This is a genomic window from Flavobacterium taihuense, from assembly GCF_019351435.1.
Taxonomy (GTDB): Bacteria; Bacteroidota; Bacteroidia; order Flavobacteriales; family Flavobacteriaceae; genus Flavobacterium; species Flavobacterium taihuense.
Genome location: NZ_JAHWYN010000010.1, coordinates 79,459 through 102,821, shown reverse-complemented (window position 1 = coordinate 102,821; position 23,363 = coordinate 79,459). Strand labels below are relative to the sequence as shown.

Below are 23,363 nucleotides of genomic sequence, written 5' to 3'. Positions count from 1 at the left end.
AAGCTTTTTTTATTTAGGGGAGTGAAAAATAATTAATTAATGGTAAAGCCCTTGTTTTTTGATACTGCGTTTACAAGATTTTCGTTAATATCTTTACTGAAATAATTGTAACTGGTAATGATGGCTTCTTTTATTGGGGTTCTCAGTTTTACTTTACTGTCAAAATGTTTAATATTGACCACATTTTTATTTTCATCAATAAATATTGAAGTTGGAAAACCTAAAGTATGCTTAATCGAGGCAACAATATGTGCGTCTTTTTCGTAATTTTCATTAGCATAACATACTTTGATGGCATCACTGAATTTGTAGGCGATATTTTTCAAGTCACTTTTTTTGTCCCAAAATATCACAATAAATTGCATATCATCTCGATGCTCTTTTGCTAAAATATTTAATGCAGGTATTTCTCCCTTTGGAATAACAAGCCAAGATGCGTATGTAATGATAAAAATGGGTTTATTGATTCGGTTGGTTTTTACGTTTTTTTCTTTGTAAACTTTTAAATTGAAATCATCAAATTTTGTTCCTATAAGTTTTTTTTTGACTAAGGAGTCAAAAAGATTTTTACCTTCTTCAATATTTCTTTTTTCGTAAGCGCTATTACTTGCTTTTTTATAAGTATTTAAGTTTTCTTTTATAGCGTCAGATAGGTAAGTAATTGTGTCTTGACAGTACGAAGCTGTAAAGAAAAAAGATAAAATTAATGTAAGTAAAAGTTTATTCATAAATCATTAGTTTTTAAGCTATTAGCAAAAATAAATTCTTTATATTTAATAACGTAATAATAACGTTGAACAACACATTAATCCGATGTAATACTTATAATGTAAAAAAAGTCATCCTAAAATTAGGATGACTTTTTAATATGATAAAAATAAGGGTTTTAAATTACTATGATTATATTTTTTTCATCTGTTCTTTCATCATGGCAATTTGATCCTTAAGCATGTTTTGCTTGTCTAATTTTTTTGCTTCATTTAATAAAGCAGTTGCTTCTAGTTTTCTTCTTCTTGTCATTGCAACACCAGCCAAGTTTAATTTGGCAACAGCCAAATCCATATCCATGGACAAACCTAGTTCGATAGCTTTTTTGAAATATTTTTCTGCTTGATTGATATTGGTTTGCGAAAGCATAATTCCATGTAGGTAATTAAAATATCCTTGCTGTTTTCTAACTAGCGCTGTTTCGGGATTTTTGATGTATGCTAACCATTTTTTTGCGCCTTCAAAGTCTTGTTTTCTTAATTTTAAGAAGGCAAGTAAGATAAGTTCGTTTTTGAAATATAAAAAAACAGGGATTCCAGACAATATAATAAGGAATATACCGTTACCAATATTGCTTTCAGTGAATTGCCAGATGCCAGTAATTATAATAAGTCCGGCGATAATAAGTTTAATATTTTTATGAAACATAATGTATAAAGATTTAAGGTAGCAAAGATAGTAAAAGGATTTAAAAATATTTTTTAAAAACTACTTGCCAGAAAAAAAAGTCTTTGTATATTTGCACTCGGTTTTAGAATAACAGTTATTCAAAAATAAATAGATACTTAATTAAGATTTTTAAACATACAAAGCAATGAGCAAAAGAACGTTTCAACCATCGAAAAGAAAAAGAAGAAATAAGCACGGATTTATGGATAGAATGGCTTCTGCTAATGGAAGAAAAGTTCTAGCGCGTAGAAGAGCTAAAGGAAGACATAAATTGACTGTTTCTTGTGAACCAAGACACAAAAAATAATGTTTGTATAAACATAAATAAGGCGTTACTTTTTTTTAGTATCGCCTTTTTTTATACCCAAGCGGTACTGCTATTTTTAAGTTTGAAACAAGGGTTTTTTCTAACAAATTTCAGGCTTTCAGTGATTAAAATATAACTACAATAATAAATAAAATGCCAAAAGATACATCTATAAAATCAGTTTTAATAATAGGTTCAGGTCCGATAGTTATTGGTCAAGCATGCGAATTTGATTATGCTGGATCTCAATCTGCCCGTTCGATCCGTGAAGAAGGAATTGAAGTAATTTTAATTAATTCAAATCCAGCTACAATTATGACAGATCCTTCAATGGCGGATCATGTTTATTTGAAACCCTTAACGACAAAATCGATTATTGAAATTCTAAAAGCTCACCCTCAAATTGATGCAGTTTTGCCAACAATGGGAGGGCAGACTGCTTTGAATTTATGTTTGGAAGCTGACGAGAAAGGGATTTGGCAGGATTTCGGAGTTCGAATGATTGGTGTAGATGTAAATGCCATCAATATTACTGAAGATAGAGAGCAGTTCAAACAATTGCTTCAAAAAATAAATGTCCCTACTGCACCGGCAAAAACTGCTACTTCTTTTCTGGAAGGAAAAGAAATTGCACAGGAATTTGGTTTTCCATTGGTAATTCGTCCTTCTTTTACTCTTGGAGGAACTGGAGCAGCATTTGTGCATACTAAAGAAGAATTTGACGAAAAACTTACTTACGGATTAGAAATGTCTCCTATTCACGAAGTTTTGATTGATAAAGCTTTGATAGGATGGAAAGAATACGAATTGGAGTTATTGAGAGATAAAAACGATAATGTTGTGATTATCTGTTCTATCGAAAATATGGATCCAATGGGAATTCATACTGGAGATTCGATTACTGTAGCACCAGCGATGACTTTATCGGATACAACATTCCAAAAATTACGTGATTACGCTATCTTGATGATGCGTAGTATTGGAAACTTTGCGGGAGGATGTAACGTGCAGTTTGCTGTTTCGCCAGATGATAAAGAGGATATCGTTGCGATTGAAATCAATCCTCGTGTATCTCGTTCATCTGCTTTGGCTTCTAAAGCGACAGGTTACCCAATTGCAAAAATTGCTTCTAAACTGGCTTTAGGATATAACTTGGATGAATTGCAAAATCAAATTACAAAATCTACTTCGGCTCTGTTTGAACCGACTTTGGATTATGTAATTGTAAAAATACCACGTTGGAATTTTGATAAATTTGAAGGAGCTGACAGAACATTGGGACTTCAAATGAAATCGGTAGGTGAGGTAATGGGAATTGGACGTTCGTTCCAAGAAGCTTTGCACAAAGCCACTCAATCATTAGAAATCAAAAGAAATGGTCTTGGTGCCGACGGAAAAGGATATACAAACTATGAGCAAATTATCGAGAAACTGACTTTTGCAAGCTGGGATCGTGTTTTCGTAATTTATGATGCTATTGCAATGGGAATTCCATTGAGCCGTATTCATGAAATCACCAAAATCGATATGTGGTTCTTGAAACAATACGAAGAGCTTTATGTTTTAGAAAAAGAAATTTCTAATTATACAGTACAATCTTTACCAAAAGAATTATTGCTTGAAGCGAAACAAAAAGGTTTTGCAGACAGACAGATTGCACACATGATGGGAGCTAAGGAGAGCGAAGTGCATTCTCTGCGTATGACAATGAATATTAACCGTGTATTTAAACTGGTTGATACTTGTGCCGCAGAGTTTCAAGCTAAAACACCTTATTATTACTCTACTTTTGAAGCTGAAATTGAAAAAGCTAGCGGAGAACGTTATGTAGATAATGAAAGTATTGTTACTGATAAAAAGAAAATCATTGTTTTGGGTTCAGGGCCAAACCGAATTGGACAAGGAATTGAGTTTGATTACTCTTGTGTGCACGGAGTTTTGGCAGCCAAAGAATGTGGTTATGAAACCATCATGATCAACTGTAATCCTGAAACGGTTTCTACAGATTTTGATACTGCTGATAAATTGTATTTCGAACCGGTATTCTGGGAGCATATTTACGATATCATCCAACACGAAAAGCCAGAAGGTGTTATCGTGCAGTTAGGAGGTCAAACTGCTTTGAAATTGGCTGAAAAATTGTCTAAATACGGAGTAAAAATTATAGGAACCAGTTTTGATGCCTTAGATTTAGCAGAAGATAGAGGACGTTTCTCTGAATTGTTGACCGAATTAAAAATTCCTTTCCCGCAATTTGGAATTGCAGAAACTGCAGACGAGGCTTCGGCATTAGCAGATACTTTAGATTTTCCATTATTGATTCGTCCTTCTTATGTTTTAGGAGGTCAAGGAATGAAAATTGTAATTAACAAGCAAGAGTTAGAGGAGCATGTGATCAATTTATTAAAAACAATTCCTGGAAATAAATTGCTTTTAGACCATTATTTGGCTGGAGCAATCGAAGCCGAAGCGGATGCGATTTGTGATGCTGATGGTAATGTTTATATTATAGGTATAATGGAGCATATAGAACCTTGCGGAGTACACTCTGGGGATAGTAATGCGACTTTGCCACCGTTCAACTTGGGTGAATTTGTAATGCAACAGATAAAAGACCATACTTTTAAAATCGCTAAAGCGTTAAAAACTGTAGGTTTAATTAATATTCAGTTTGCGATAAAAGACGATACTGTTTACATTATTGAGGCAAATCCTAGAGCATCGAGAACAGTTCCGTTTATTGCAAAAGCTTATGGTGAGCCTTATGTAAACTACGCTACAAAAGTAATGTTAGGACACAATAAAGTAACTGATTTTGATTTCAATCCACAATTAAAAGGATATGCTATCAAACAACCGGTTTTCTCTTTCAGCAAATTCCAAAATGTGAACAAAGCATTAGGGCCAGAGATGAAATCAACAGGAGAAAGCATCTTGTTTATTGATGATTTAAAAGACGATCAATTCTACGAATTGTACTCTAGAAGAAAAATGTATTTGAGTAAGTAAAACTTCAAATCCGGATAATAAAAAAGCTCCATAATTATGGAGCTTTTTTTGTGTAAAATTAAAACAGATTATTTTTCGACATCATATCTGTAATTAAAAGTACCTTCAGTTACTTTTGTCGTAACAGGATTAGAAGTACTGATTGGTTTTTCATCATCTTCAACACAATTAAACGAAAACGTTCCTGCTACTGTTTTAGTATTTAAATCTATCGATATTATTGATAATGAGCCTTCAATCGGATATTGAACATTTGTCTTACTGTTAAATGACATTTCAATTTGTGTTTTAGATGCATCGAATGTTGTTGCTGTTATTGGATAAGTTCCAATTTTTAAATCACTTCTTTTGATGTAAAGTCTAATTTCATCTATGAAATTAGTTTTTCTGCCTTGCAACTGAATATATTCTGTTTCGGGATAGTAAGTAAATAATGTCTTTGTAGCATAATTTGAACCAAACGGATTCTGCATTTCCCATAAAGTTCCGTCAACTTTTGCAGTCATTGCAAATTTCGATGTAGGTGTTTCAGAATCATTTGGAGTGTCATTGTCGCTTGAACAGCTGTTTAAAACCAGAAGTAAAAAAAGGAAAAGGATTTTTGGGGTTTTCATTATTTGGGTTTTTAATTAAGCGGTAAATGTAAATAAATAGTTGTTAATTTCTTTTAAAATAATGAAAATAAATAATTATTAAAATCATAAAAAAAGCTCCATAATTAGAGCTTTTTAGTTTGATAATTTGGAAGTTATTTCGTGAATTTCAAAATATTACTCATTTGTGAATGACATATTATCTCTGGTATTTTTCTGAACAGAAATAGCACCAAATAGCGCTAATAAAAAAGCAAAAGCATAAAAGCCTTTTTCACTTGGTAAAATTGTCGCATTCCAAAGTCCAACTGTTAATAATACAATTGATAGAATAGTTCCAAACCAACAAATACCATAATAAATATCGGTTACTGGAAGATTTTCAAGTCTGTCTCTAACGCTTTTTTGCAATGAAACCACAGCAAAAAGACCAAACATTAAAACTGTAAAATAATACCCTTTTTCATTTAAAAGCATTTCAGCTCTGGCTAGCCCGGCTATATATCCAACCGTTCCAGCTCCAAGAGCTACCCAAGATGCCGCTATAAAAGCATTAGATGTTTTTTGTACCATGTTTAATTTGTTTTTATTTATATTTTGAAAAAATCCCTGAATCTAAAGCTGTCCAAAAACAACATTTTTGACCACTGGCCTTTAGTCCACTATTTGCCCAGGTATTGCAAGTATGAAATAAACTATAGCTTCCATTAGCTTCATAGAAGGCATCTGTTTTTCCGTAATTTGCATTTGTTTTTATGTTTAAGAAATTACCAGAGGGGTCCTTTTGGAAACTTTCTTCGATGTATTTTATTAAACGATAATATTGCTCCTTGCTTATCATCATTTTTTTGCAATCATCACCTTCAGTCATTTTTTTGTAATATGTTGCATGAATTGCAGTAGTGCTTAAACCGGTGGCGGCTTTTAATGCAACCGAAGCTTTTAAGTCTGACCATTCGGGAGTTTCTAAATAAAAACCTTTGTCGCCCCAGCCCATTGCCAAATATTTGTATGTAGAATCTGCTATTTTTGTGTTTTCAAATTTTATTTGTTTACTCCAGTCAATTTGTTCATTTTTTATAGGCATTACAATATCGGTATGAACACCATTTGTTAAAATGTAAACTTCTACTTCAGGTTTTGTGTTTGGCTCTTGATTTACTGTAATTTTAGAAAGAGAAAATACAGCTATTATGTATATTAATATAAATCCAAAGAAGGTCAAAAATATTTTAAGAGTAATTTTTAATGCTTTTTTCAATGATTGCGTTTTAATTTTTATTGATATGATCTTATTGTTATGATACAAAAATAAATAAATTAACATCTTATTAAAATAAAATGCAATAAATTATTAAGTATAATCTTTCGTGTAGTGTTGTGAAAAAAGTCTTAAAATAGGATTTAACTTTTTGAGGCTCTTCAAATGGAACTTTTTAATGGAATTAGGATTTAAAATAATTTGTTTTCTTTAATTTTCACGCATAAAGTCAAATGCTCCCTTGCGAAGTTGTATTCCGTATTCGATATAGGCTTTCATGCAGGCGAGAAAATTTGCCCAACCTTCTGTGTTTCCTAGAGCCCATCTCAGGTTGGCTTCATTATATAGTTTTCCGTCTTCAGTCACTTTTATAACGGTGCTTTTGTCGGGTTGTTCTTCTAGTATAATTTTCACGACAGTTTCTTTGTCCCAAACAAATGAAACCGAACGATTGATTTCAGTCTTGATGTCTTTTATGGGAACTTGTATAGGGAATTCGGGAAATTTCCAAATTAATTCTTTTCCGGTTTCCAGTCGTCCATTACTTTCGGATATGAAATAATTTGTCATTTTTTCGGGATTTACAATTCCTTCAAAAACTTCTTCAATCGGTTTTTGAATCTGTATCGTTGCTTTGGCTATCAGTTGCATAAAATTAAAATTTTGTAATTATTTCTTTTTGAGTTTCTCCTTAAAAAAAGCAATGGTTCGGGTCCAAGATAAAGTAGCGGCGGCTTCATCATACCGAGGAGTTGTATTGTTGTGAAAACCGTGATTTACTCCTGGATAGAAATAAGCGGTATTTTCGACTTTGTTCTTTTTGAAAATGGCTTCATAAGCAGGCCAACCTTCATTGACACGGGTGTCTAAACCAGCATAATGCAGAATAATTGGAGCTGTTATTTTTTCGGCTTCTTCCGCTGTGGGTTGCCCTCCATAATAAGGAACTGCCGCAGATAAAGTTGGGATTTTGACCGCCATCATATTGGCAATCCAGCCTCCAAAACAAAATCCAACAACGCCAACATAACCATTACAGTCTTTATGGGATTTTAGATATTCATAGGCTGCTATAAAGTCTTCGAGCATTTCTTCTCGGGTGCGTTTCTTTTGAAGTTCCCTTCCCGCATCATCATTTCCGGGATAGCCTCCCAGTGGAGATAATGCATCGGGAGCCAAAGTAATGAAACCTTCCACAGCGGCTCTTCTTCCTACATCTTCAATATAGGGATTCAATCCTCGATTCTCGTGTACGACAATGATTCCTGGTAATTTTTTTTTGGTTTCCGTTGGTTGTGATAAAAGCCCTTTGATTGCTCCACCGCCTTTTGGAGATTGATAGGTTATGTATTCCGATTTTATTCTAGGATCATCGGGTTTTATTGTGATAGAATCCACATAATTAGGAGTCATAAAACTAAGGAGTGACGGCACGGTTAGGCTCCCTATTGCAAACAGGGACAGTTTTTCGATAAATTGCCTTCTCTCAATTTTATTATGGGCATAGTCATCATATAGATCAAAAATTTCCTGACTGATATCTTCCTTGGTTAGTTTTTTCATGGGTTTTTATTTGACCCAACTAATTTAGAAAAAAAAGCGATTGTTTTTGCAATATTGATTATTGCGCATAAGTGAATTTTTAATTCTAAGCAATATTTTCAAGTCCGCCTGGAAAAGGTCTATAGGCGTAATAATGCAAGACCTCTTCAATAGCCATTTTTAAGGCTTCATTGATGGGAAGTAAAGTAATTCCAAGTCTCTGATCAATTTGTGTTAACCGCATATAATAGTCCGAAAAAATAGGAACATACAATCCTTTGCTAATAGATTCTTCGGTATTGTTGTAGTTTTCCTGTTGGTTCTCTTTTATTATTTTACAGGTGTTTAATCGTAGCTCGCCATATTTATCTCTACTGGCGGCATAGCCAAAAAGTCTACAAATTAATCCACGGTATTTATAGTCCGTGCATCTGCCATTTTTGTTGTCTGTAGTTGAAAGCGATTGGTATAAATGACAAAAAGTACTGGTTTTGGTATTCAGTTCTTCTAAAACAGCTTCGGCTTTTCCATTTAAAAATAAATAAAAGGCCCATGGTAAAAATTCTAAAGGGGAAGCATCTATATTTGGTTTTGAACAGCACTGACCACAACCTGTAAGACAATGTAAATTTGTTTCTGATTTGAAATTAGTTATTTCATTCTCCAGGCGGTCAAATAATTCTTCAACCAATTGAACTTTATGTTCTATAGACATTGTTTTTTGGCTAATGTACGCTATTAAATACCGTTAAGAGGGTAATCTGGTTTTACTTACTGTTTTATAGGGTTATTATGTTTTTAAAAGAAAAATATTGTTTTGGAACGGGTTCGCATGAAGGATGGAAATGACATCCTTTTCTTTTCCTTCTTTAGGAAAAGAAAAGATATAATGGACAGCCTGACCCTTGTGGTCATGCCCAAATTATGATGAATTGTTTTTAATTCTTAATCACTTTGAATGTTTTTTGTGCATCTCCATAAATAGCAATAACGGTGTAAATTCCATTTGCTAAATGGTTACCAATTGTTATTTTTTGATTGGTATGAAAATCATTGCTGGAAAAACAAACGGTGCCTTTCATGTCAATTATCTTAAGAAAAAGTGGTTCGGTAGTTTTATTTTTAATTTGGAATGTGGCTTCGTTTGTGAAAGGATTTGGATAAAAAACATCCGAGTTGTTCTCTAAGGTTTCATCATTAATTCCAAGATTATTTTCGTCAACTACATCAATATAATTAAAGTTGAATTTTGATTTATAGAGAATCTTGATGTAATTTTCTCCCTGTGGCAAGTTGATTCCAGAAACTATTTTGTCTGTGTAGGTTTGTAATCCACCGGTAGGTTCAAAAGTTTCGTCCGTTTTTACAACAACACCATTCACGCTAATGTCAAATTTACCCTGAATTAAAGAAGCTACTCGAAAAGTCATTTTGTATGAACTGCTTTGGGCAACATTTATCATGTATTCTCCCCAGTCTCCAGCATCAGTAAAGCATACATTTTGGGTCGTGCCTCCATCAGTGGTGTTTTGCAAACCAGTTCCTCTACGTCGGTAATGCTTTTTGGCTGTAACTCTGCCTGGTACATTCATTTTTTTGGAAGTATAAGGAACATTCAGATAGGCAGTTCCTATTGGTCTGATTTCTCCACTATTGGCAGCAAGCAACTGACCTTCCAGCATATCCGTCCAGTCCGAAGGAACTCTACAGGTAAACCATGAATAACGATAAATGTCAGGGTCATTTTCAAAAGAGGTCACAATCTCTTTCATGAAATTGGTTTTCTCTGTAGCTGATTGTACTACTCTGTTGGCAAATTCGGTCACCCAAATTGGGATATTGTATTTCTTTAATCCATCAGTAACTCCAATTACCGAACTAGATGTAGCATCGTAAGTATGAAAAGCAATATAGTCTACTTTGCAAGTTGGGCAAAGACGGAAGAATTCATCGTGCCAAGCAATGGGACTTTGGTATCCTCCATAATTTGAAGGACCATTGTAGGCTGGGGATGCACTCACGATTTCCAACCCTTTTGCAGCAGCAATTTTTTCGATATTTGGCCAAGCATTAACTGCTTCTTGTGGCGTTAACCGTGAGCCGTCATTAAAGTTAGGTTCGTTAAATGCTAATAAATATTTAGCTCCAGGTTTTATGGTTGCAATAAAAGCATCGGGATTGTTGACTTTTCCCCAAGCCATCGGTACAAATTCTACTCCCAAACTCTCGTAGCTGGCATTTACGGCAGATTCGGGTTCGGCAGACCAATTATACCACCAGGAAATTCCCGGTTTTAAGGTGTTTAAATCTAATACGGAATGATTTCCATAAGCAACTCCTCTTTTGGGACTTACTTGTGCAAAAATGCAACTGTAAAACAAGGAGCTAATCCACAAAATGATAAAGGTTATTATTTTAAACATAAAAGGGTTTTTTATTTGGTTCAAACTATGAATTCCAAATATAGTTTAACACTGCTTCACTTCACATTTGAAAAATCCCATCAAAAACACATCAAAGTTGTTCTGTTTTAAATTGTGAGTTTTTTGAAAAAAAAGTTTCAATTTTTGTTTTAAAATACGAATAATGATAATTTCTATTAGTGTTAAATTTTTTAACGTAAAAAACTGAAAATCAGTTAATTTATTTTTAAATTTTAATCAGACCTATTAGTTTTTTAATTAAATTTACGGACCCTTTCTAGAGATAGCTTAATCTAAATATTTTGAGACTTTAAATATTTAAGCTATGAAAAAAAATCTATTGATTGTTTGTTGTTTTTTCCTAATTGTGAGTTGTAAAAAAGAAGAATTCAAAGAAATGGATAAGACTGTTGTTGGTGATGATACGGTTGCTAAACCTGCTGAATTTGCCGATCCTAAATATGCTGAAATAGGCAAGAAAACACTAGATGCTATGGAAAAAGGCGACATGGACAGCTGGATGGAGATCTATGCCGATAGTGCAGTTTATGTTTGGAACAGTGGAGACAGTTTGGTAGGTAAACCTGCAATAGCTTCTTATTGGAAACAAAGAAGAGCCAATGTTATTGAAACTATTAAATTTGATGATGCCATATTTTTGCCTATTATGGTGAATAAACCTCAAAGCGTTGAGGCGAAAGGAGTTTGGCTGCTGGCTTGGTACAAAACAACGGCTAAGTATAAAGGAGGAAAACAAATGATCCAGTGGATACATACCGATTATCATTTTGACTCCCATGATAAAGTGGATAGAGTTGTTCAATATATCGATAAATCAGTTATAAACGCAGCTATGCCAAAGTAAAATTTAATTGTTTATAGGTTAGTAAAAGTAAAAAATGACGCTTACGTGTCGTTTTTTGTTTCTAATTGATATTTACTTTTTAAAGTGTTTTTTTTGATTTGAAATTTAACAGATGAACAGCTTTAAACTCATTTCTATGCCTTAAAACTAAAAACATTTCTTTACTTTTGTGCCAACCAATATTTGAACTATGTACAAGATTTTTATACGCCCTATTCTTTTTTGTTTTGATCCTGAAAAAGTGCATTATTTTACTTTTTCATTAATTCGAATAGTATCAAAAATACCTGGATTTCCTTCCCTTTTTAGGTTTTTATATCAAGTAAATGACAAAAGATTAGAAACAGAAGTCTTTGGTTTGAAGTTTAAAAATCCTGTGGGTTTAGCTGCTGGTTTTGATAAAGATGCCACATTGTATAATGAACTTTCAAATTTGGGTTTTGGTTTTATCGAAATCGGGACACTTACTCCAAAAGCGCAACCTGGAAATGAAAAAAAGCGTTTGTTTCGTCTAAAAGAAGATTCGGCGATTATCAATAGAATGGGTTTTAACAATGGAGGTGTTCTGGAAGCTGTTGAGCGTTTGAAAAAAAATAATGGTGTTCTGATAGGAGGAAATATCGGAAAGAATAAAGTAACACTGAACGAAGATGCTACCTCGGATTATGAGATTTGTTTTGACGCTTTATACGATTATGTTGATTATTTTGTTGTGAATGTGAGTTCGCCAAACACACCCAATCTTCGTGCATTGCAAGAAAAAGAGCCGCTTACTCAATTGTTGCAAACGTTACAGAATAAGAACTTGTCCAAGCCAAAGCAAAAACCAGTGTTGCTTAAAATTGCACCAGATCTTACTGATGAACAATTGTTGGATATTATTGATATTGTAAAAGAAACTAAAATTGCTGGTGTAATCGCGACCAATACTACTATTTCCCGAAGCGGATTGCGTTCTTGTGATCAAACTGAAACTGGTGGATTGTCTGGTAAGCCATTGACATCACGATCTACTGAAGTGATTCGTTTTCTGTCTCAAAAAAGCAATAAAGCATTTCCAATTATTGGAGTAGGGGGAATACATTCTGCAGCCGATGCTTTAGAGAAATTAGAAGCTGGCGCCAGTCTAATTCAATTATATACAGGCTTTATCTATGAAGGACCGGCATTGATAAAAGAAATAAACAAGGCGATTTTGTCAAAAAAATAGTAGAATAACGATTTTTCTTTCTTTGTAACTCAAAACCTTTTTTATATATTTGAAGGTTATGAAGTCAATAAAAATTATCGAGTGTCCACGAGACGCTATGCAGGGCATAAAAGCTTTTATTCCTACCGAAAGAAAGGTAGCTTATTTACAAGCTTTATTGCGTGTAGGTTTTGATACCATTGATTTTGGGAGTTTTGTTTCAGCGAAAGCCATTCCTCAAATGCAAGATACTGCCGAAGTTTTAGATCAACTTGATTTATCCAAAACAACGAGTAAATTATTGGCTATTGTTGCCAATTATCAAGGTGCAACACTCGCTTCTGAACATGCAGCTATTCAATATTTAGGTTTTCCTTTTTCGATTTCTGAAAACTTTCAAATGCGAAATACGCATAAAACAATAGCTGAATCTTTGGTAACATTAGATGAAATTTTAACTCTTGCAGATAGAACCAATAAAGAAGTAGTTGCTTATCTTTCAATGGGTTTTGGAAATCCGTATGGAGATCCCTGGAGTGTCGAAATTGTGGCGCAATGGACCGAAAAATTGGCTGCAATGGGAGTAAAAATTTTATCACTTTCTGACACTGTAGGAAGTTCTACTCCTCAAGTAATTGATTATTTGTTTTCTAATTTAATTCCTCAATATCCTGAAATTGAATTTGGGGCCCATCTTCATACCACACCTGATAAATGGTTGGAGAAAATTGATGCAGCCTATAAGGGAGGTTGTCGTCGTTTTGATGGTGCAATTCAAGGTTTTGGAGGCTGTCCCATGGCTACAGATAAATTGACAGGGAATATGCCTACCGAGAAGTTACTCTCTTATTTTACCGTTCAAAAAGAAAAAACTAATTGCAGTCCAATGAGTTTTGAAAGTGCCTATAATGAAGCTTCAAAAATATTTGGTGAATTTCATTAATACTTGTTTGTTTTTGTATTTAAGTTGTTTATAGTTAGATCGTCTGAGTTTTTTTGTTACTTTAGTGTAGTTCCAAAGACTTTTGAAAATTGCTTTCTAAAATTAAAATAACGAGATATGAAATTTACTTTTTTCAAAAAAAATATTTTAATTGCTACACTAGGGTGTTGTCTTTTTTCGTGCAGTAGTGATTTGGATTTCGAACAGGTCAATGACTTTAATTCTCAACCTGTGTTTACTACAAATCTTGCCTATTTTGAAGTAAAAGCTCTAGATTTTGTTGTAAATGGTACCGAACAGCCTTTGTTTTCTTATGTGTCTAATGTGGATTTTTTGAATACTTCCTTTGTGGAAGAGAATTTGGTAAAAACCGAATTGTATTTTAGAATTAAAAATACAATAGCTAGAGCCTATTTTTATAATGTCACTTTCCTAGATCAAAATAATATACCTATTTATACTATAACTATGAATGTGCCTGCTTACAATGGCACGGAAGTGCTAGTAGAGAAAACAGAAACATTTACCGCTGCAAATGTGGATATTTTAAAGAGAACAACCAAAATGGTTTTTTCAATTGCGATGCTTTCGGGTCCGCCATTAACAGCTGATAGTCTAGGCAGAATAGAATTGAGTTCAAGTATAACTGCTTATTTTGACGTAAAATGAGAAAAATAACAATCCTTTTATGTCTGTCAGTTACTTTTTATTGTTTTTCCCAAAATAAAGAAGTTTTATATAATTTCACTCCTCAACCCCAAAGCTTATTGGTTAATCCTGGAGCCGATGTAAAATACAAATGGTTTGTTGGAGTTCCATTGTTATCTGGAATATCGGCAAATGTGGGTTCAACAGGATTTGACGCTTATAAATTATTTGCAAATGATGGAGTGGACTTTACTACCAAAGTAAAAAATGTTTTGGCCTCAACCAGCAGAAATGATTATGTGACCGCCAATCAACAACTTGAAATATTTACAGCCGGTTTTAGGGTAAGGGGTGAAGAAAGTAAGTCGTATGTTTCTTTTGGAATGTATCAAGAATTGGATTCTTTTATTTATGTTCCAAAAGATCTGGCGATTTTGTCTTTGTACGGTAATAAAGATTATATGGGTAAGTCTTTTGATTTGGGCGATTTGAGCGCAAAAGCTGAAGTGCTCTCTGTCTTTCATGTAGGTTTTAATAAACAGCTTAATGAGAAACTTATACTGGGAATTCGGGGGAAAATTTATTCGAGTATTTTTAATGCAACTTCAACCCATAATTCAGGATATTTTTATACTGTACAAGGTTCTAATTTAATTTATGATCAAGTCATAAAATCCAATTTACAGCTTAATACTTCAGGAGCTGCCAAGTATTTGGACGAAAATTATGAAGATGATTTAGCAACTGATTTAAGGGATGATATTCCTAAAAAAGCTTTTTTAGGAGGGAATTTAGGTTTGGGTTTAGATTTAGGACTTACATATTATCCTGAAAAAAACATTCAGATAACAGCAAGTTTAGTTGATATTGGGTTTATAAACCACACGAAAGATGTCGTCGATTATACATTTAAAGGGGATTACGCTTTCAAGGGAGTTATTACCAATTTTAATGAAGAAGGAACGGTAGATGATGCCTATCAGGATTTTAAAGATGCAATTCCTTTTGATACTATATATAATAAGTACACCACACAACGCCCTTTGAAATTTTATTCTTCATTCCAATATTCATTTGAAGAAGAAAGGCAAACGGAATGTGATTGTGCAACCGATGAAGATTCTTGGTATAGAAGTGCGGTTGGGGCGCAGCTTTTTGCAATGTCTACTCCTAGAGCACCTATGCTTGCCTTGACGGCCTATTATAGGAGAAGACTTCTTCAGGGATTGCAAATGAAAGCTACTTACACAATCGATTCCTATTCCTATTCAAACATAGGTTTAGGATTGACAACCAAGATTGGGGTAGTTAATTTTTATGCAATGGCCAATAACCTTTTGGCTTATAGCGATCTCTCCAAGGCAAATGCCCTCACGTTTCAAATAGGATTTAATATAATCTCGAGAGGAAGCAGTAAATAAAGATTTGAATTTGATTATTGGCTTTTAGATCTTTTTTGGATGATGGCAAAAAAGCAAAATATTTCCCTTTAGCCCCGATAGTAGTAAAAATCATTGTAAGCTGGGGTTCGGCTTGCAATATTGCAACGGATAGCGGGATCTATGTCTCCTGAAAATACCTAATCTTTCTGCTCCAAAAAAAAATAATCAAAATAGGCTATAGTGATTTCTCTTTTCTCCTTCTAAAAAATTTAAAAAATTCAATCCAAAAGACCGAAACAAATCCAATTAGGCAACTAAAACCTATTTGTGAAAAAGTAATGCTTTCGAAAAGAAAGAATGTTCTAAAGACTGGTATGATTAACAAAGAGCCAGTTATCAATACAGTTAATCCTATAATGAGTGGAACCAAATTATTTTTATATTTTAAAGTGGCGAATATTGAATAATAGAAAGATCGATTAGAAAGTGTTAGAAAGATATTGGCTGATATCAATGTTAGAAAAATCATCGTTCTGGTAAGTTGTTCCGAAAAACCATTTCGTGTACTGTATTGATAAATAAATAAAAGACCAAGCGTTATTACAAGCCCTTGAATAATACTAATTGTAATTTCTTTAAGGTTGAAAAAAGTATTGGTAAAAGGACGAGGCTTCTGTTTCATCAGGTTGGGTTCCATAGGCTCATTTTCGTAGATTATGGAGCAGGTTGGTCCCATGATAATTTCTAGAAAAATGATGTGAACAGGTGAAAAAATGTTAGGATAAATCCATCCTAACACCAATGGAATAAACACAATCAGGATAATGGGGATATGAATGGATATAATGTACTGAATGGCTTTTTTTAGGTTGATGTAGATTTTTCGTCCCATGGCTATGGCATCCGTCATTTTGGAGAAATCATCATCTATCAAGATTAAGTTGGCCGCTTGTTTGGCAATTTCGGTTCCTTTTTCTCCCATTGCAATACCTATATGAGCTGATTTTAATGCTGGTCCATCATTTACACCATCACCAGTCATCGCAACAATTTGGTTATTTTCTTTTAAAGCTTTGATGATTTTTAATTTGGCCTCCGGAAACATTCTCGTAAAAATACTGGTTTCCATAACTTTATCTCTCAAAGTAGCGTCGTCCATAGTCATGAGTTCATCTCCATTTAGTATTTTTTCTGAGTTTCTAAAGCCAATTTGATTGGCAATGGTTGCTGTTGTCAATGCATTATCACCTGTTACAATTTTTACTTGAATTCCCGCTTTGTAAAAAGTTTCGAAAACTTCTTTTATATTGGCTTTTGGTGGGTCATAAAAGGCAACAAGTCCCTTAAAATCAAATTTAAATTCTTGTTGTGTTTTCGGATAGTCGTTTCCTGAAAAATTAGCAACTCCAACTCCCAAAACGCGATATCCTTTCTCGGACATTGATTGAATTGCTTTTAGGATTTGATTGGTTTCTTTTTCGGATAAATTAGAACAAGCGATTAGGGCTTCGGGAGCGCCTTTGCTGGCGATGATTCGGTCCCCTTTTTTATTTTCAAAAAGATGTGTCATCATTGGTGGTTTTCCGCTTAAAGGGTATTCGTGCACCATTTTATAATTAGGGCGTTCATCTTTAATCCCTGTTTTTGTATAAGCATCGTGCAAAGCAATTTCCATAGCATCAAAAGGAATGGGTTCGCTCGACCACATGGAAAGGCTGAGTAATTCTTCTTCTTTAGTAGATAAGCAATTTTTATTGATATTGTCATTACCATTGTCATTGTTATTCTCATTGCTATTGAAATTATCCTTTAATGAATCTTCTCCTAATAAGTACCATTGCGCCAAACTCATTTTGTTTTCGGTAATGGTTCCTGTTTTGTCGGTGCAAATTACAGTAGCACTTCCTAATGTTTCTACAGTTTTTGTTTGTTTGACAATAATCCCCATCTTCAATAATCGCCACGCGCCTAAAGCCATAAATGTGGCAAATGCTACCGGAATTTCTTCTGGGATAATACTCATTGCCAGGGTTAATGCTTTTAATAAACTATCCAAAATAATTCGGGAATTATAAAAATTGATTCCCCAAACTAGAATAAATACGACTAAACCAATTAGAGACATTTTGGTTACAAAATTTCCAACCTGAATTTGTAGAGGCGTTTTTTCTTCTACTATTTCATCCAAGCTTTTTCCTATTTTTCCTAATTGCGTTTGATTTCCAATTGAGGTTACTTTACAAATTGCCAATCCAGATGCGACAATTGTTCCCTGAAAAACCTGATTGTTTTCGCTTTTTTCGTTTTTGAAAACAGCTAGCGATTCGCCGGTAATTATCGATTCGTTTGCCGAAAAATCGTTCGATTGGATGATGCTACCATCGGCTGGAATAAAGGTGCCTTCTTCACATTGCATACAATCACCCAAAACAATTTCTTCAGAAGGTATTTCTATCAGTTCGCCATCTCGAATGACTTTACTTTTGGGTTGCGTTAATTTATGCAGGGCCTCGATAGCATTCCTGCTTTTGGATTCCTGATAAAGTGAAATGGTAGAAACTAATAAAATAGCTACTGCCATAAATATTCCGTTACCATAATCGGCAGTTATAAAATATATACTGGTAGCAGTAAGTAATAATAAGAACATAGGTTCTTTTATCATCTCAATTATGGAAGAAAGCAAGTTGTTTTTCTTTTGATGTTCAGTCGAATTCAACCCGTTTTGGATTCTGGATTGTTCAACTTCAACTTTGCTAAGGCCTAATATGGAGTGGTTTGCTGTTGTCATGAAATGTAAAGAGTAGTTTTTCTTTGGAAGAAAAAAAATCAAAGAAAAAATTAAATATCATTTTTGTTTATCCTGCAATTTAAAAATAAAATGGGGGAGTAAAGTGTTTTTTAGCTTAAGATTGTCTATATTTGCACGCAATTCAACTACAAATTGCAACATGAAAGCACATATCTCTAAGATTGTCGGCGAGGGTTTAACCTACGATGATGTATTATTAGTTCCCAATTACTCAAATATTCTTCCGCGCGAAGTGAGTATCCAATCCAAATTTTCAAGAAATATTACACTAAATGTTCCTATTGTATCCGCGGCTATGGATACCGTAACCGAAAGTTCTATGGCAATCGCTATGGCTCAAGAAGGGGGAATTGGTGTTTTGCATAAAAACATGACAATCGAGCAACAAGCAGCCAAAGTACGTAAAGTAAAGCGTGCTGAGTCTGGTATGATTATCGATCCAGTTACTTTATTAATGACTGCTACTGTTGCCGATGCTAAAAGTGCCATGAGAGAATATGGTATTGGTGGTATCCCAATTGTGGATGAAAACAAAATATTAAAAGGAATTGTTACCAATAGGGATTTGCGTTTTGAAAAAAATGGTTCAAGACCTATTGTTGAGGTAATGACAAGTCAAAATTTGGTAACCGTTGCCGAAGGAACTTCATTAGAACAAGCTGAGGTAGTATTGCAAGGACACAAAATTGAAAAATTACCTGTAGTAAATGATAAAAATGAGTTGGTTGGTTTAATCACATTTAGAGATATTACCAAATTGACTCAAAAACCAAACGCCAATAAAGATAAATATGGTCGTTTGCGAGTAGCAGCCGCTTTGGGTGTTACTGCCGATGCTGTTGAACGAGCAACTGCTTTGGTAAACGCAGGAGTAGATGCCGTAATTATCGATACCGCTCACGGGCATACAAAAGGCGTGGTTGATGTATTGAAAGCAGTAAAAGCTAAATTCCCACAACTCGATGTAATTGTTGGAAATATTGCCACTCCAGAAGCAGCTTTGTATTTGGTTGAAAATGGTGCCGATGGTGTAAAAGTTGGAATAGGACCTGGTTCTATTTGTACAACCAGAATTGTTGCAGGTGTTGGTTTTCCTCAGTTTTCTGCAGTTCTTGAAGTAGCTGCTGCTATAAAAGGCACTGGAGTTCCAGTGATTGCAGATGGTGGAATTCGTTACACTGGTGATATTCCTAAAGCGATTGCTGCAGGAGCTGATTGTGTAATGTTAGGTTCATTATTAGCCGGAACAATGGAATCTCCCGGAGAAACTATTATTTTTGAAGGAAGAAAATTCAAATCCTACAGGGGAATGGGTTCTGTTGAGGCTATGCAAGAAGGTTCAAAAGACCGTTATTTCCAAGACGTGGAAGATGATGTTAAGAAACTGGTTCCGGAAGGAATCGTGGGTCGTGTACCATATAAAGGAGAGTTGAATGAAAGTATGCAACAATTCATTGGTGGTCTTCGTGCCGGAATGGGATATTGCGGTTCAAAAGACATTGCCACTTTACAGGAAACAGGTCGTTTTGTTCGCATTACCGCAAGTGGTATCAACGAAAGTCACCCACATAACGTGACCATTACCAAAGAAGCTCCGAATTATTCGAGATAAAATAGGATGTAAGTCTAAAAGAGAAAAGGTGCAGGATTTAGTTCTTGCACCTTTTTTGTTTTTATAACGATTGATGTTTTCGGGCGTGACCCTTCGTGAAAAACTTCGGGTCGGGCTTTCCGTTCCCGCTTTTTTTTATCCCTTAAAAAAAGGAAAAAAAAAGAGCTCCACTTCAAACGAAGTTCACTGAACTCCTATGGAAATAAAAATTAAGTGAAGTAATCCCTCACGCAGAACAGCTTTGAACCAATAAATCAATTATTTTTTTAGAATTCCTTTCTCAACACTTTCGTTAATCAAATTTTCTGCATAGTTCCAAATGGTTGACGAACCCTCTTTAATTACCTTTTTCTTATCGTAAACTGTTTGATGCGGTACATTATATTCTGCCCACGTTCCTCCATTGTTGGATGTGTTTTGCAACAAAGGTTCAAACCGGTCCATCGATTTTGCAAATTTAGCTTCATCGGTAATTCCATCCTCAAATTCTTTCCAAATTGCAATGAATTCTTCCGCCTGTTCTGTTGGTAAAAGTCCAAAAATTTGTTCTGCTGCAATAAGTTCTTCGTCCGTGTTTGTGTGACTTTTTGTAGTGTCATAAAGAAAAACATCGCCTGCATCGATTTCTACGATGTCGTGAATCAAAACCATTTTCAAAACTTTAAGAACGTCAATTGGTTTATCCGAATGTTCTGCCAATACAATTGTCATCATTGCTAAATGCCAACTATGTTCTGCGTCATTTTCACATCTGTCGCTGTTGAATAATTTAGTTTTACGTTGAATGTATTTCAATTTGTCAATTTCTTTTATGAAACTTACTTGTTTTAATAAATTGTCGGTTTGCATTGCTGTATAAATTTTGGAAGATTTTTATTGTTACTGCTATGTTTGTTATAATTGATGCCAACGACTGTCTGTGAAAAAACCGTCGTTTCTCCGCTTGCGCTAGCGGGGAGCCAGGAGTTAGGTTTTTGCATTAACTGTAAAAGCAAAATTTAATCATGAACTAAATCTCCCAATAATTTTTTATCCCCAACTATCCATAGAATATCATCCTTTTCGAGAATCACATTCGACTCTGGATTTAGAGCTCGTTTTCCCCTTTTTTCGATACCCACAATCAAGCCTTGAGTTTTCTCGCGTAGTTTGGATTCTTTGATGCTTTTTCCTATAAATGTATGATTTTTCAATTCGATTTGGCGCAAAACAATATCCGGCTCCACTATTTCTGGAGAAACATCCATTTCGTGTTGGTCTAAATATTTTTTAAATTGCTGCACTTGAGCATCAGTTCCAATAACACAAATTTCATCTCCTGGAAAAATACGTTCGTTCCTATTCGGAATATGTATCGTTATGTCACCCCTTTTTATGGAAACGATATTAACTCCCAATTTTTCTCTGATTTGCAGTTTTTTCAGAGATTCTCCCGCTATGTTGGATTCTGCCGCAATATCAAATATGGCCATGTGACCATCCCAAGGAGACAAATCGCTACGGCTTCTTTTGGCCCTATCAATTTCCCTACCATTTAAATTGGCCAAGAAATGATTTTCAATTTTATGATATTGTGTGTGGAGTTTTCTTTGAAAAATCAAATAAATTACCACTGCAATTATGAATGCAATCAAAGCAATTTTTGGCGAGAAGAATATGTTTAACAATAAACCAATAAAGAAAATAGACAGCACAATGCGAATAAAAAACAGCATTGTCAGAGGGCCACGGGATTTGCGGTCTGTCATTAATTGTTCCACTTCATTGGTCGCGACTCTTCGGAAAGCAAGTGCCCATAAAAAAGGAGATACGATTCCCAATGTGATTAAGGCCCCCATAATATTTCCTAAATGATAATCTTCAACTAACGGCAGTATAAAACGAGAAGAAAGTAAAATGATGGCGAGGATGATTACGACAAGCACAATCACCTGAATTAAAAAAGCATTAATGACTGTTTGCCATAAGCTGACTGTCTTAATTGCTTGCGTGCTGGCCGAATAGCGTTCGATTCTTTTGGTCCATTTTCGGGGCAGGTTATGTGCCAAATATTCTGAAAATGGAAGTGAATATTTAATCATAAACGGAGTCGTAAAAACAGTTACCGCCGAAACTGCAACAACTATTGGGTATAAAAAAGAATTAGTAGCTTTCAGCGTCACTCCTAAAGTTGCAATGATAAAAGAGAACTCCCCAATTTGTGACAAACTCATCCCTGTTCTGATTGAATCTTTAAGTGGTTGCCCTGATAATATGGCACCAACTGTAGAGCTGATTGATTGGCCAAAAATTACTGCAAAAGAAAGAATAATGACAGGAATGGCATGTTGATACAAAGCATCCGGGTTAATTAACATACCAACCGATACAAAAAATACGGCGCCAAATAAGTCTTTTACAGGTTTTACCAAATGTTCAATATGTTCGGCTTGTGTCGTTTCGGCAATGATGGACCCCATTATAAAAGCACCAAGTGCAGGTGAAAAACCAGCATTTGCAGCTAAAACAACCATCATCAGGCACAGTGCAAGCGAAATTATGAGCAACATTTCATCCGTGAGTAAATGTTTGGTTTTTTTGAGTATTGTAGGAATGATAAAAATCCCTCCCAGAAACCAAATGACAAGGAAAAAGACCAATTTTAATACTGACATTAGAAGAGCACCTCCCGAAAATTGATTGCTCACCGCAACTGTTGACAGTAAAACCATCATTAATATGGCAAGAATATCTTGGACAATCAAAGAACCAATAACGATTCCTGCAAATTTCTGCGTTTTAACGCCCAATTCGTCAAATGATTTTAATATAATTGTGGTTGATGATATGGAGAGAATTACACCCAAAAAGATACTGTCCATTTTAGGCCAACCCAACCACTGACCAACGCCATAACCCAGAATGCACATACTGACAATTTGTATTCCCGCAGTGATTGAAGCTGTTCCGCCCACTTTCATTAATTTTTTGAAACTAAATTCCAATCCCAAACTAAATAATAAAAAGATAACGCCAATTTCAGCCCAGACTTCTACGCTTTTCATTTCTTTGACCGAAGGGAAAAAATCAAAATGGTTTCCTGCCAAAAAACCAGCAATCAAATAACCGAGAACCAAGGGTTGCTTGAGTTTTCTAAATATCAAAACAGCTATTCCCGCCGTCATCAAGATTAATCCTAAATCGGTTATTAATGGTTCAAGATGCTGTGTTGTCTCAGTTACTGTACTCATAGATTATTATTTTTGGGAACTATTCCAGTCATTCGCATAAAGCTCGAAAGAAAACTGTTTTTTCTGATATCCTTTCAGTCTCGATAGCTATCGGGATTCTTCGTTCGCTC

At 34.6% G+C, this 23,363-nt stretch carries 20 protein-coding genes; 8 read left to right on the top strand and 12 right to left on the bottom strand.

What is annotated here, in order from left to right:
* Window positions 1–32: 32 nt before the first annotated feature.
* Both KZH69_RS12545 and KZH69_RS12540 read right to left on the bottom strand, forming a co-directional pair.
* Window positions 33–728: a TlpA family protein disulfide reductase gene (locus tag KZH69_RS12545; RefSeq protein WP_219317823.1), complete on the bottom strand. Its 696-nt coding sequence runs from the start codon at window positions 726–728 to the stop codon at window positions 33–35.
* Between the two features lie 172 nt (window positions 729–900).
* Window positions 901–1,416 (bottom strand): DUF2892 domain-containing protein, encoded by a 516-nt coding sequence (locus tag KZH69_RS12540; RefSeq protein ID WP_219317822.1) that lies wholly within the window; start codon window positions 1,414–1,416, stop codon window positions 901–903.
* Between the two features lie 166 nt (window positions 1,417–1,582).
* Here KZH69_RS12540 and rpmH point away from each other — a divergent pair, with 166 nt between their 5' ends.
* Together rpmH and carB are read left to right on the top strand one after the other, a co-directional pair.
* Window positions 1,583–1,744, top strand: a complete 162-nt coding sequence (rpmH, locus tag KZH69_RS12535; protein WP_007136275.1) for a 50S ribosomal protein L34 — start codon at window positions 1,583–1,585, stop codon at window positions 1,742–1,744.
* Between the two features lie 153 nt (window positions 1,745–1,897).
* Window positions 1,898–4,753, top strand: coding sequence for a carbamoyl-phosphate synthase large subunit (carB, locus tag KZH69_RS12530; protein WP_219317821.1), 2,856 nt, complete (start codon window positions 1,898–1,900; stop codon window positions 4,751–4,753).
* A gap of 68 nt (window positions 4,754–4,821) precedes the next feature.
* Here the strand turns inward: carB and KZH69_RS12525 are convergent, their stop codons facing one another.
* From KZH69_RS12525 to KZH69_RS12495, 7 genes are all read right to left on the bottom strand, one after another.
* On the bottom strand, window positions 4,822–5,367 hold the full coding sequence (locus KZH69_RS12525; RefSeq protein ID WP_219317820.1) for a Riean_0653 family protein: 546 nt from the start codon (window positions 5,365–5,367) through the stop codon (window positions 4,822–4,824).
* Between the two features lie 156 nt (window positions 5,368–5,523).
* The gene (gene yiaA / locus KZH69_RS12520; RefSeq protein WP_219317819.1) at window positions 5,524–5,919 is read right to left on the bottom strand and encodes an inner membrane protein YiaA; all 396 of its coding nucleotides are present in this window, start codon (window positions 5,917–5,919) and stop codon (window positions 5,524–5,526) included.
* Between the two features lie 13 nt (window positions 5,920–5,932).
* Window positions 5,933–6,607 (bottom strand): TIGR02117 family protein, encoded by a 675-nt coding sequence (locus tag KZH69_RS12515; protein WP_255557907.1) that lies wholly within the window; start codon window positions 6,605–6,607, stop codon window positions 5,933–5,935.
* A 210-nt stretch (window positions 6,608–6,817) separates the two neighbouring features.
* A complete protein-coding gene (locus tag KZH69_RS12510) occupies window positions 6,818–7,258 on the bottom strand; it encodes an SRPBCC domain-containing protein (protein WP_219317817.1) in 441 nt (146 codons plus the stop codon).
* Window positions 7,259–7,276: 18 nt separating this feature from the next.
* A complete protein-coding gene (locus KZH69_RS12505; RefSeq protein ID WP_219317816.1) occupies window positions 7,277–8,170 on the bottom strand; it encodes a dienelactone hydrolase family protein in 894 nt (297 codons plus the stop codon).
* A gap of 85 nt (window positions 8,171–8,255) precedes the next feature.
* Entirely contained in the window at window positions 8,256–8,864 is a 609-nt protein-coding gene (locus tag KZH69_RS12500; RefSeq protein ID WP_219317815.1) for a YkgJ family cysteine cluster protein, read from the bottom strand.
* Between the two features lie 223 nt (window positions 8,865–9,087).
* Complete coding sequence (locus tag KZH69_RS12495) at window positions 9,088–10,572, bottom strand: glycosyl hydrolase (RefSeq protein ID WP_219317814.1); 1,485 nt, start codon at window positions 10,570–10,572, stop codon at window positions 9,088–9,090.
* A gap of 325 nt (window positions 10,573–10,897) precedes the next feature.
* Between KZH69_RS12495 and KZH69_RS12490 the strand changes: the two genes are divergently transcribed.
* From KZH69_RS12490 to KZH69_RS12470, 5 genes are all read left to right on the top strand, one after another.
* A complete protein-coding gene (locus tag KZH69_RS12490; protein WP_219317813.1) occupies window positions 10,898–11,437 on the top strand; it encodes a nuclear transport factor 2 family protein in 540 nt (179 codons plus the stop codon).
* Between the two features lie 190 nt (window positions 11,438–11,627).
* On the top strand, window positions 11,628–12,647 hold the full coding sequence (locus KZH69_RS12485; RefSeq protein ID WP_219317812.1) for a quinone-dependent dihydroorotate dehydrogenase: 1,020 nt from the start codon (window positions 11,628–11,630) through the stop codon (window positions 12,645–12,647).
* Between the two features lie 58 nt (window positions 12,648–12,705).
* The gene (locus KZH69_RS12480; RefSeq protein WP_219317811.1) at window positions 12,706–13,569 is read left to right on the top strand and encodes a hydroxymethylglutaryl-CoA lyase; all 864 of its coding nucleotides are present in this window, start codon (window positions 12,706–12,708) and stop codon (window positions 13,567–13,569) included.
* Window positions 13,570–13,686: 117 nt separating this feature from the next.
* Entirely contained in the window at window positions 13,687–14,238 is a 552-nt protein-coding gene (locus KZH69_RS12475) for a hypothetical protein (RefSeq protein ID WP_219317810.1), read from the top strand.
* Entirely contained in the window at window positions 14,235–15,638 is a 1,404-nt protein-coding gene (locus tag KZH69_RS12470) for a DUF5723 family protein (RefSeq protein WP_219317809.1), read from the top strand. Before KZH69_RS12475 ends, KZH69_RS12470 begins: the two co-directional genes overlap by 4 nt.
* A 196-nt stretch (window positions 15,639–15,834) precedes the next feature.
* Here the strand turns inward: KZH69_RS12470 and KZH69_RS12465 are convergent, their stop codons facing one another.
* Entirely contained in the window at window positions 15,835–18,390 is a 2,556-nt protein-coding gene (locus KZH69_RS12465) for a cation-translocating P-type ATPase (RefSeq protein ID WP_219317808.1), read from the bottom strand.
* A 160-nt stretch (window positions 18,391–18,550) separates the two neighbouring features.
* Here KZH69_RS12465 and guaB point away from each other — a divergent pair, with 160 nt between their 5' ends.
* A complete protein-coding gene (gene guaB / locus KZH69_RS12460; RefSeq protein ID WP_219317807.1) occupies window positions 18,551–20,023 on the top strand; it encodes an IMP dehydrogenase in 1,473 nt (490 codons plus the stop codon).
* Window positions 20,024–20,281: 258 nt separating this feature from the next.
* Here the strand turns inward: guaB and KZH69_RS12455 are convergent, their stop codons facing one another.
* Both KZH69_RS12455 and KZH69_RS12450 read right to left on the bottom strand, forming a co-directional pair.
* Window positions 20,282–20,872 (bottom strand): HD domain-containing protein, encoded by a 591-nt coding sequence (locus KZH69_RS12455; protein WP_219317806.1) that lies wholly within the window; start codon window positions 20,870–20,872, stop codon window positions 20,282–20,284.
* Window positions 20,873–21,021: 149 nt separating this feature from the next.
* Window positions 21,022–23,253 carry a cation:proton antiporter domain-containing protein gene (locus KZH69_RS12450; protein WP_219317805.1) on the bottom strand — a complete coding sequence of 744 codons (2,232 nt, stop codon included), beginning with the start codon at window positions 23,251–23,253 and terminating at the stop codon, window positions 21,022–21,024.
* Between the last annotated feature and the right edge of the window lie 110 nt (window positions 23,254–23,363).

Coding starts and splice junctions, on each gene's coding strand:
- KZH69_RS12455 (WP_219317806.1), bottom strand. CDS start 20,872: ATGCAAACCGACAATTTATTAAAACAAGTAAGTTTCATAAAAGAAATT.
- carB (WP_219317821.1), top strand. CDS start 1,898: ATGCCAAAAGATACATCTATAAAATCAGTTTTAATAATAGGTTCAGGT.
- KZH69_RS12505 (WP_219317816.1), bottom strand. CDS start 8,170: ATGAAAAAACTAACCAAGGAAGATATCAGTCAGGAAATTTTTGATCTA.
- KZH69_RS12480 (WP_219317811.1), top strand. CDS start 12,706: ATGAAGTCAATAAAAATTATCGAGTGTCCACGAGACGCTATGCAGGGC.
- KZH69_RS12475 (WP_219317810.1), top strand. CDS start 13,687: ATGAAATTTACTTTTTTCAAAAAAAATATTTTAATTGCTACACTAGGG.
- KZH69_RS12500 (WP_219317815.1), bottom strand. CDS start 8,864: ATGTCTATAGAACATAAAGTTCAATTGGTTGAAGAATTATTTGACCGC.
- guaB (WP_219317807.1), top strand. CDS start 18,551: ATGAAAGCACATATCTCTAAGATTGTCGGCGAGGGTTTAACCTACGAT.
- KZH69_RS12465 (WP_219317808.1), bottom strand. CDS start 18,390: ATGACAACAGCAAACCACTCCATATTAGGCCTTAGCAAAGTTGAAGTT.
- KZH69_RS12485 (WP_219317812.1), top strand. CDS start 11,628: ATGTACAAGATTTTTATACGCCCTATTCTTTTTTGTTTTGATCCTGAA.
- KZH69_RS12495 (WP_219317814.1), bottom strand. CDS start 10,572: ATGTTTAAAATAATAACCTTTATCATTTTGTGGATTAGCTCCTTGTTT.
- KZH69_RS12450 (WP_219317805.1), bottom strand. CDS start 23,253: ATGAGTACAGTAACTGAGACAACACAGCATCTTGAACCATTAATAACC.
- KZH69_RS12510 (WP_219317817.1), bottom strand. CDS start 7,258: ATGCAACTGATAGCCAAAGCAACGATACAGATTCAAAAACCGATTGAA.
- rpmH (WP_007136275.1), top strand. CDS start 1,583: ATGAGCAAAAGAACGTTTCAACCATCGAAAAGAAAAAGAAGAAATAAG.
- KZH69_RS12540 (WP_219317822.1), bottom strand. CDS start 1,416: ATGTTTCATAAAAATATTAAACTTATTATCGCCGGACTTATTATAATT.
- KZH69_RS12470 (WP_219317809.1), top strand. CDS start 14,235: ATGAGAAAAATAACAATCCTTTTATGTCTGTCAGTTACTTTTTATTGT.
- KZH69_RS12525 (WP_219317820.1), bottom strand. CDS start 5,367: ATGAAAACCCCAAAAATCCTTTTCCTTTTTTTACTTCTGGTTTTAAAC.
- KZH69_RS12545 (WP_219317823.1), bottom strand. CDS start 728: ATGAATAAACTTTTACTTACATTAATTTTATCTTTTTTCTTTACAGCT.
- KZH69_RS12490 (WP_219317813.1), top strand. CDS start 10,898: ATGAAAAAAAATCTATTGATTGTTTGTTGTTTTTTCCTAATTGTGAGT.
- yiaA (WP_219317819.1), bottom strand. CDS start 5,919: ATGGTACAAAAAACATCTAATGCTTTTATAGCGGCATCTTGGGTAGCT.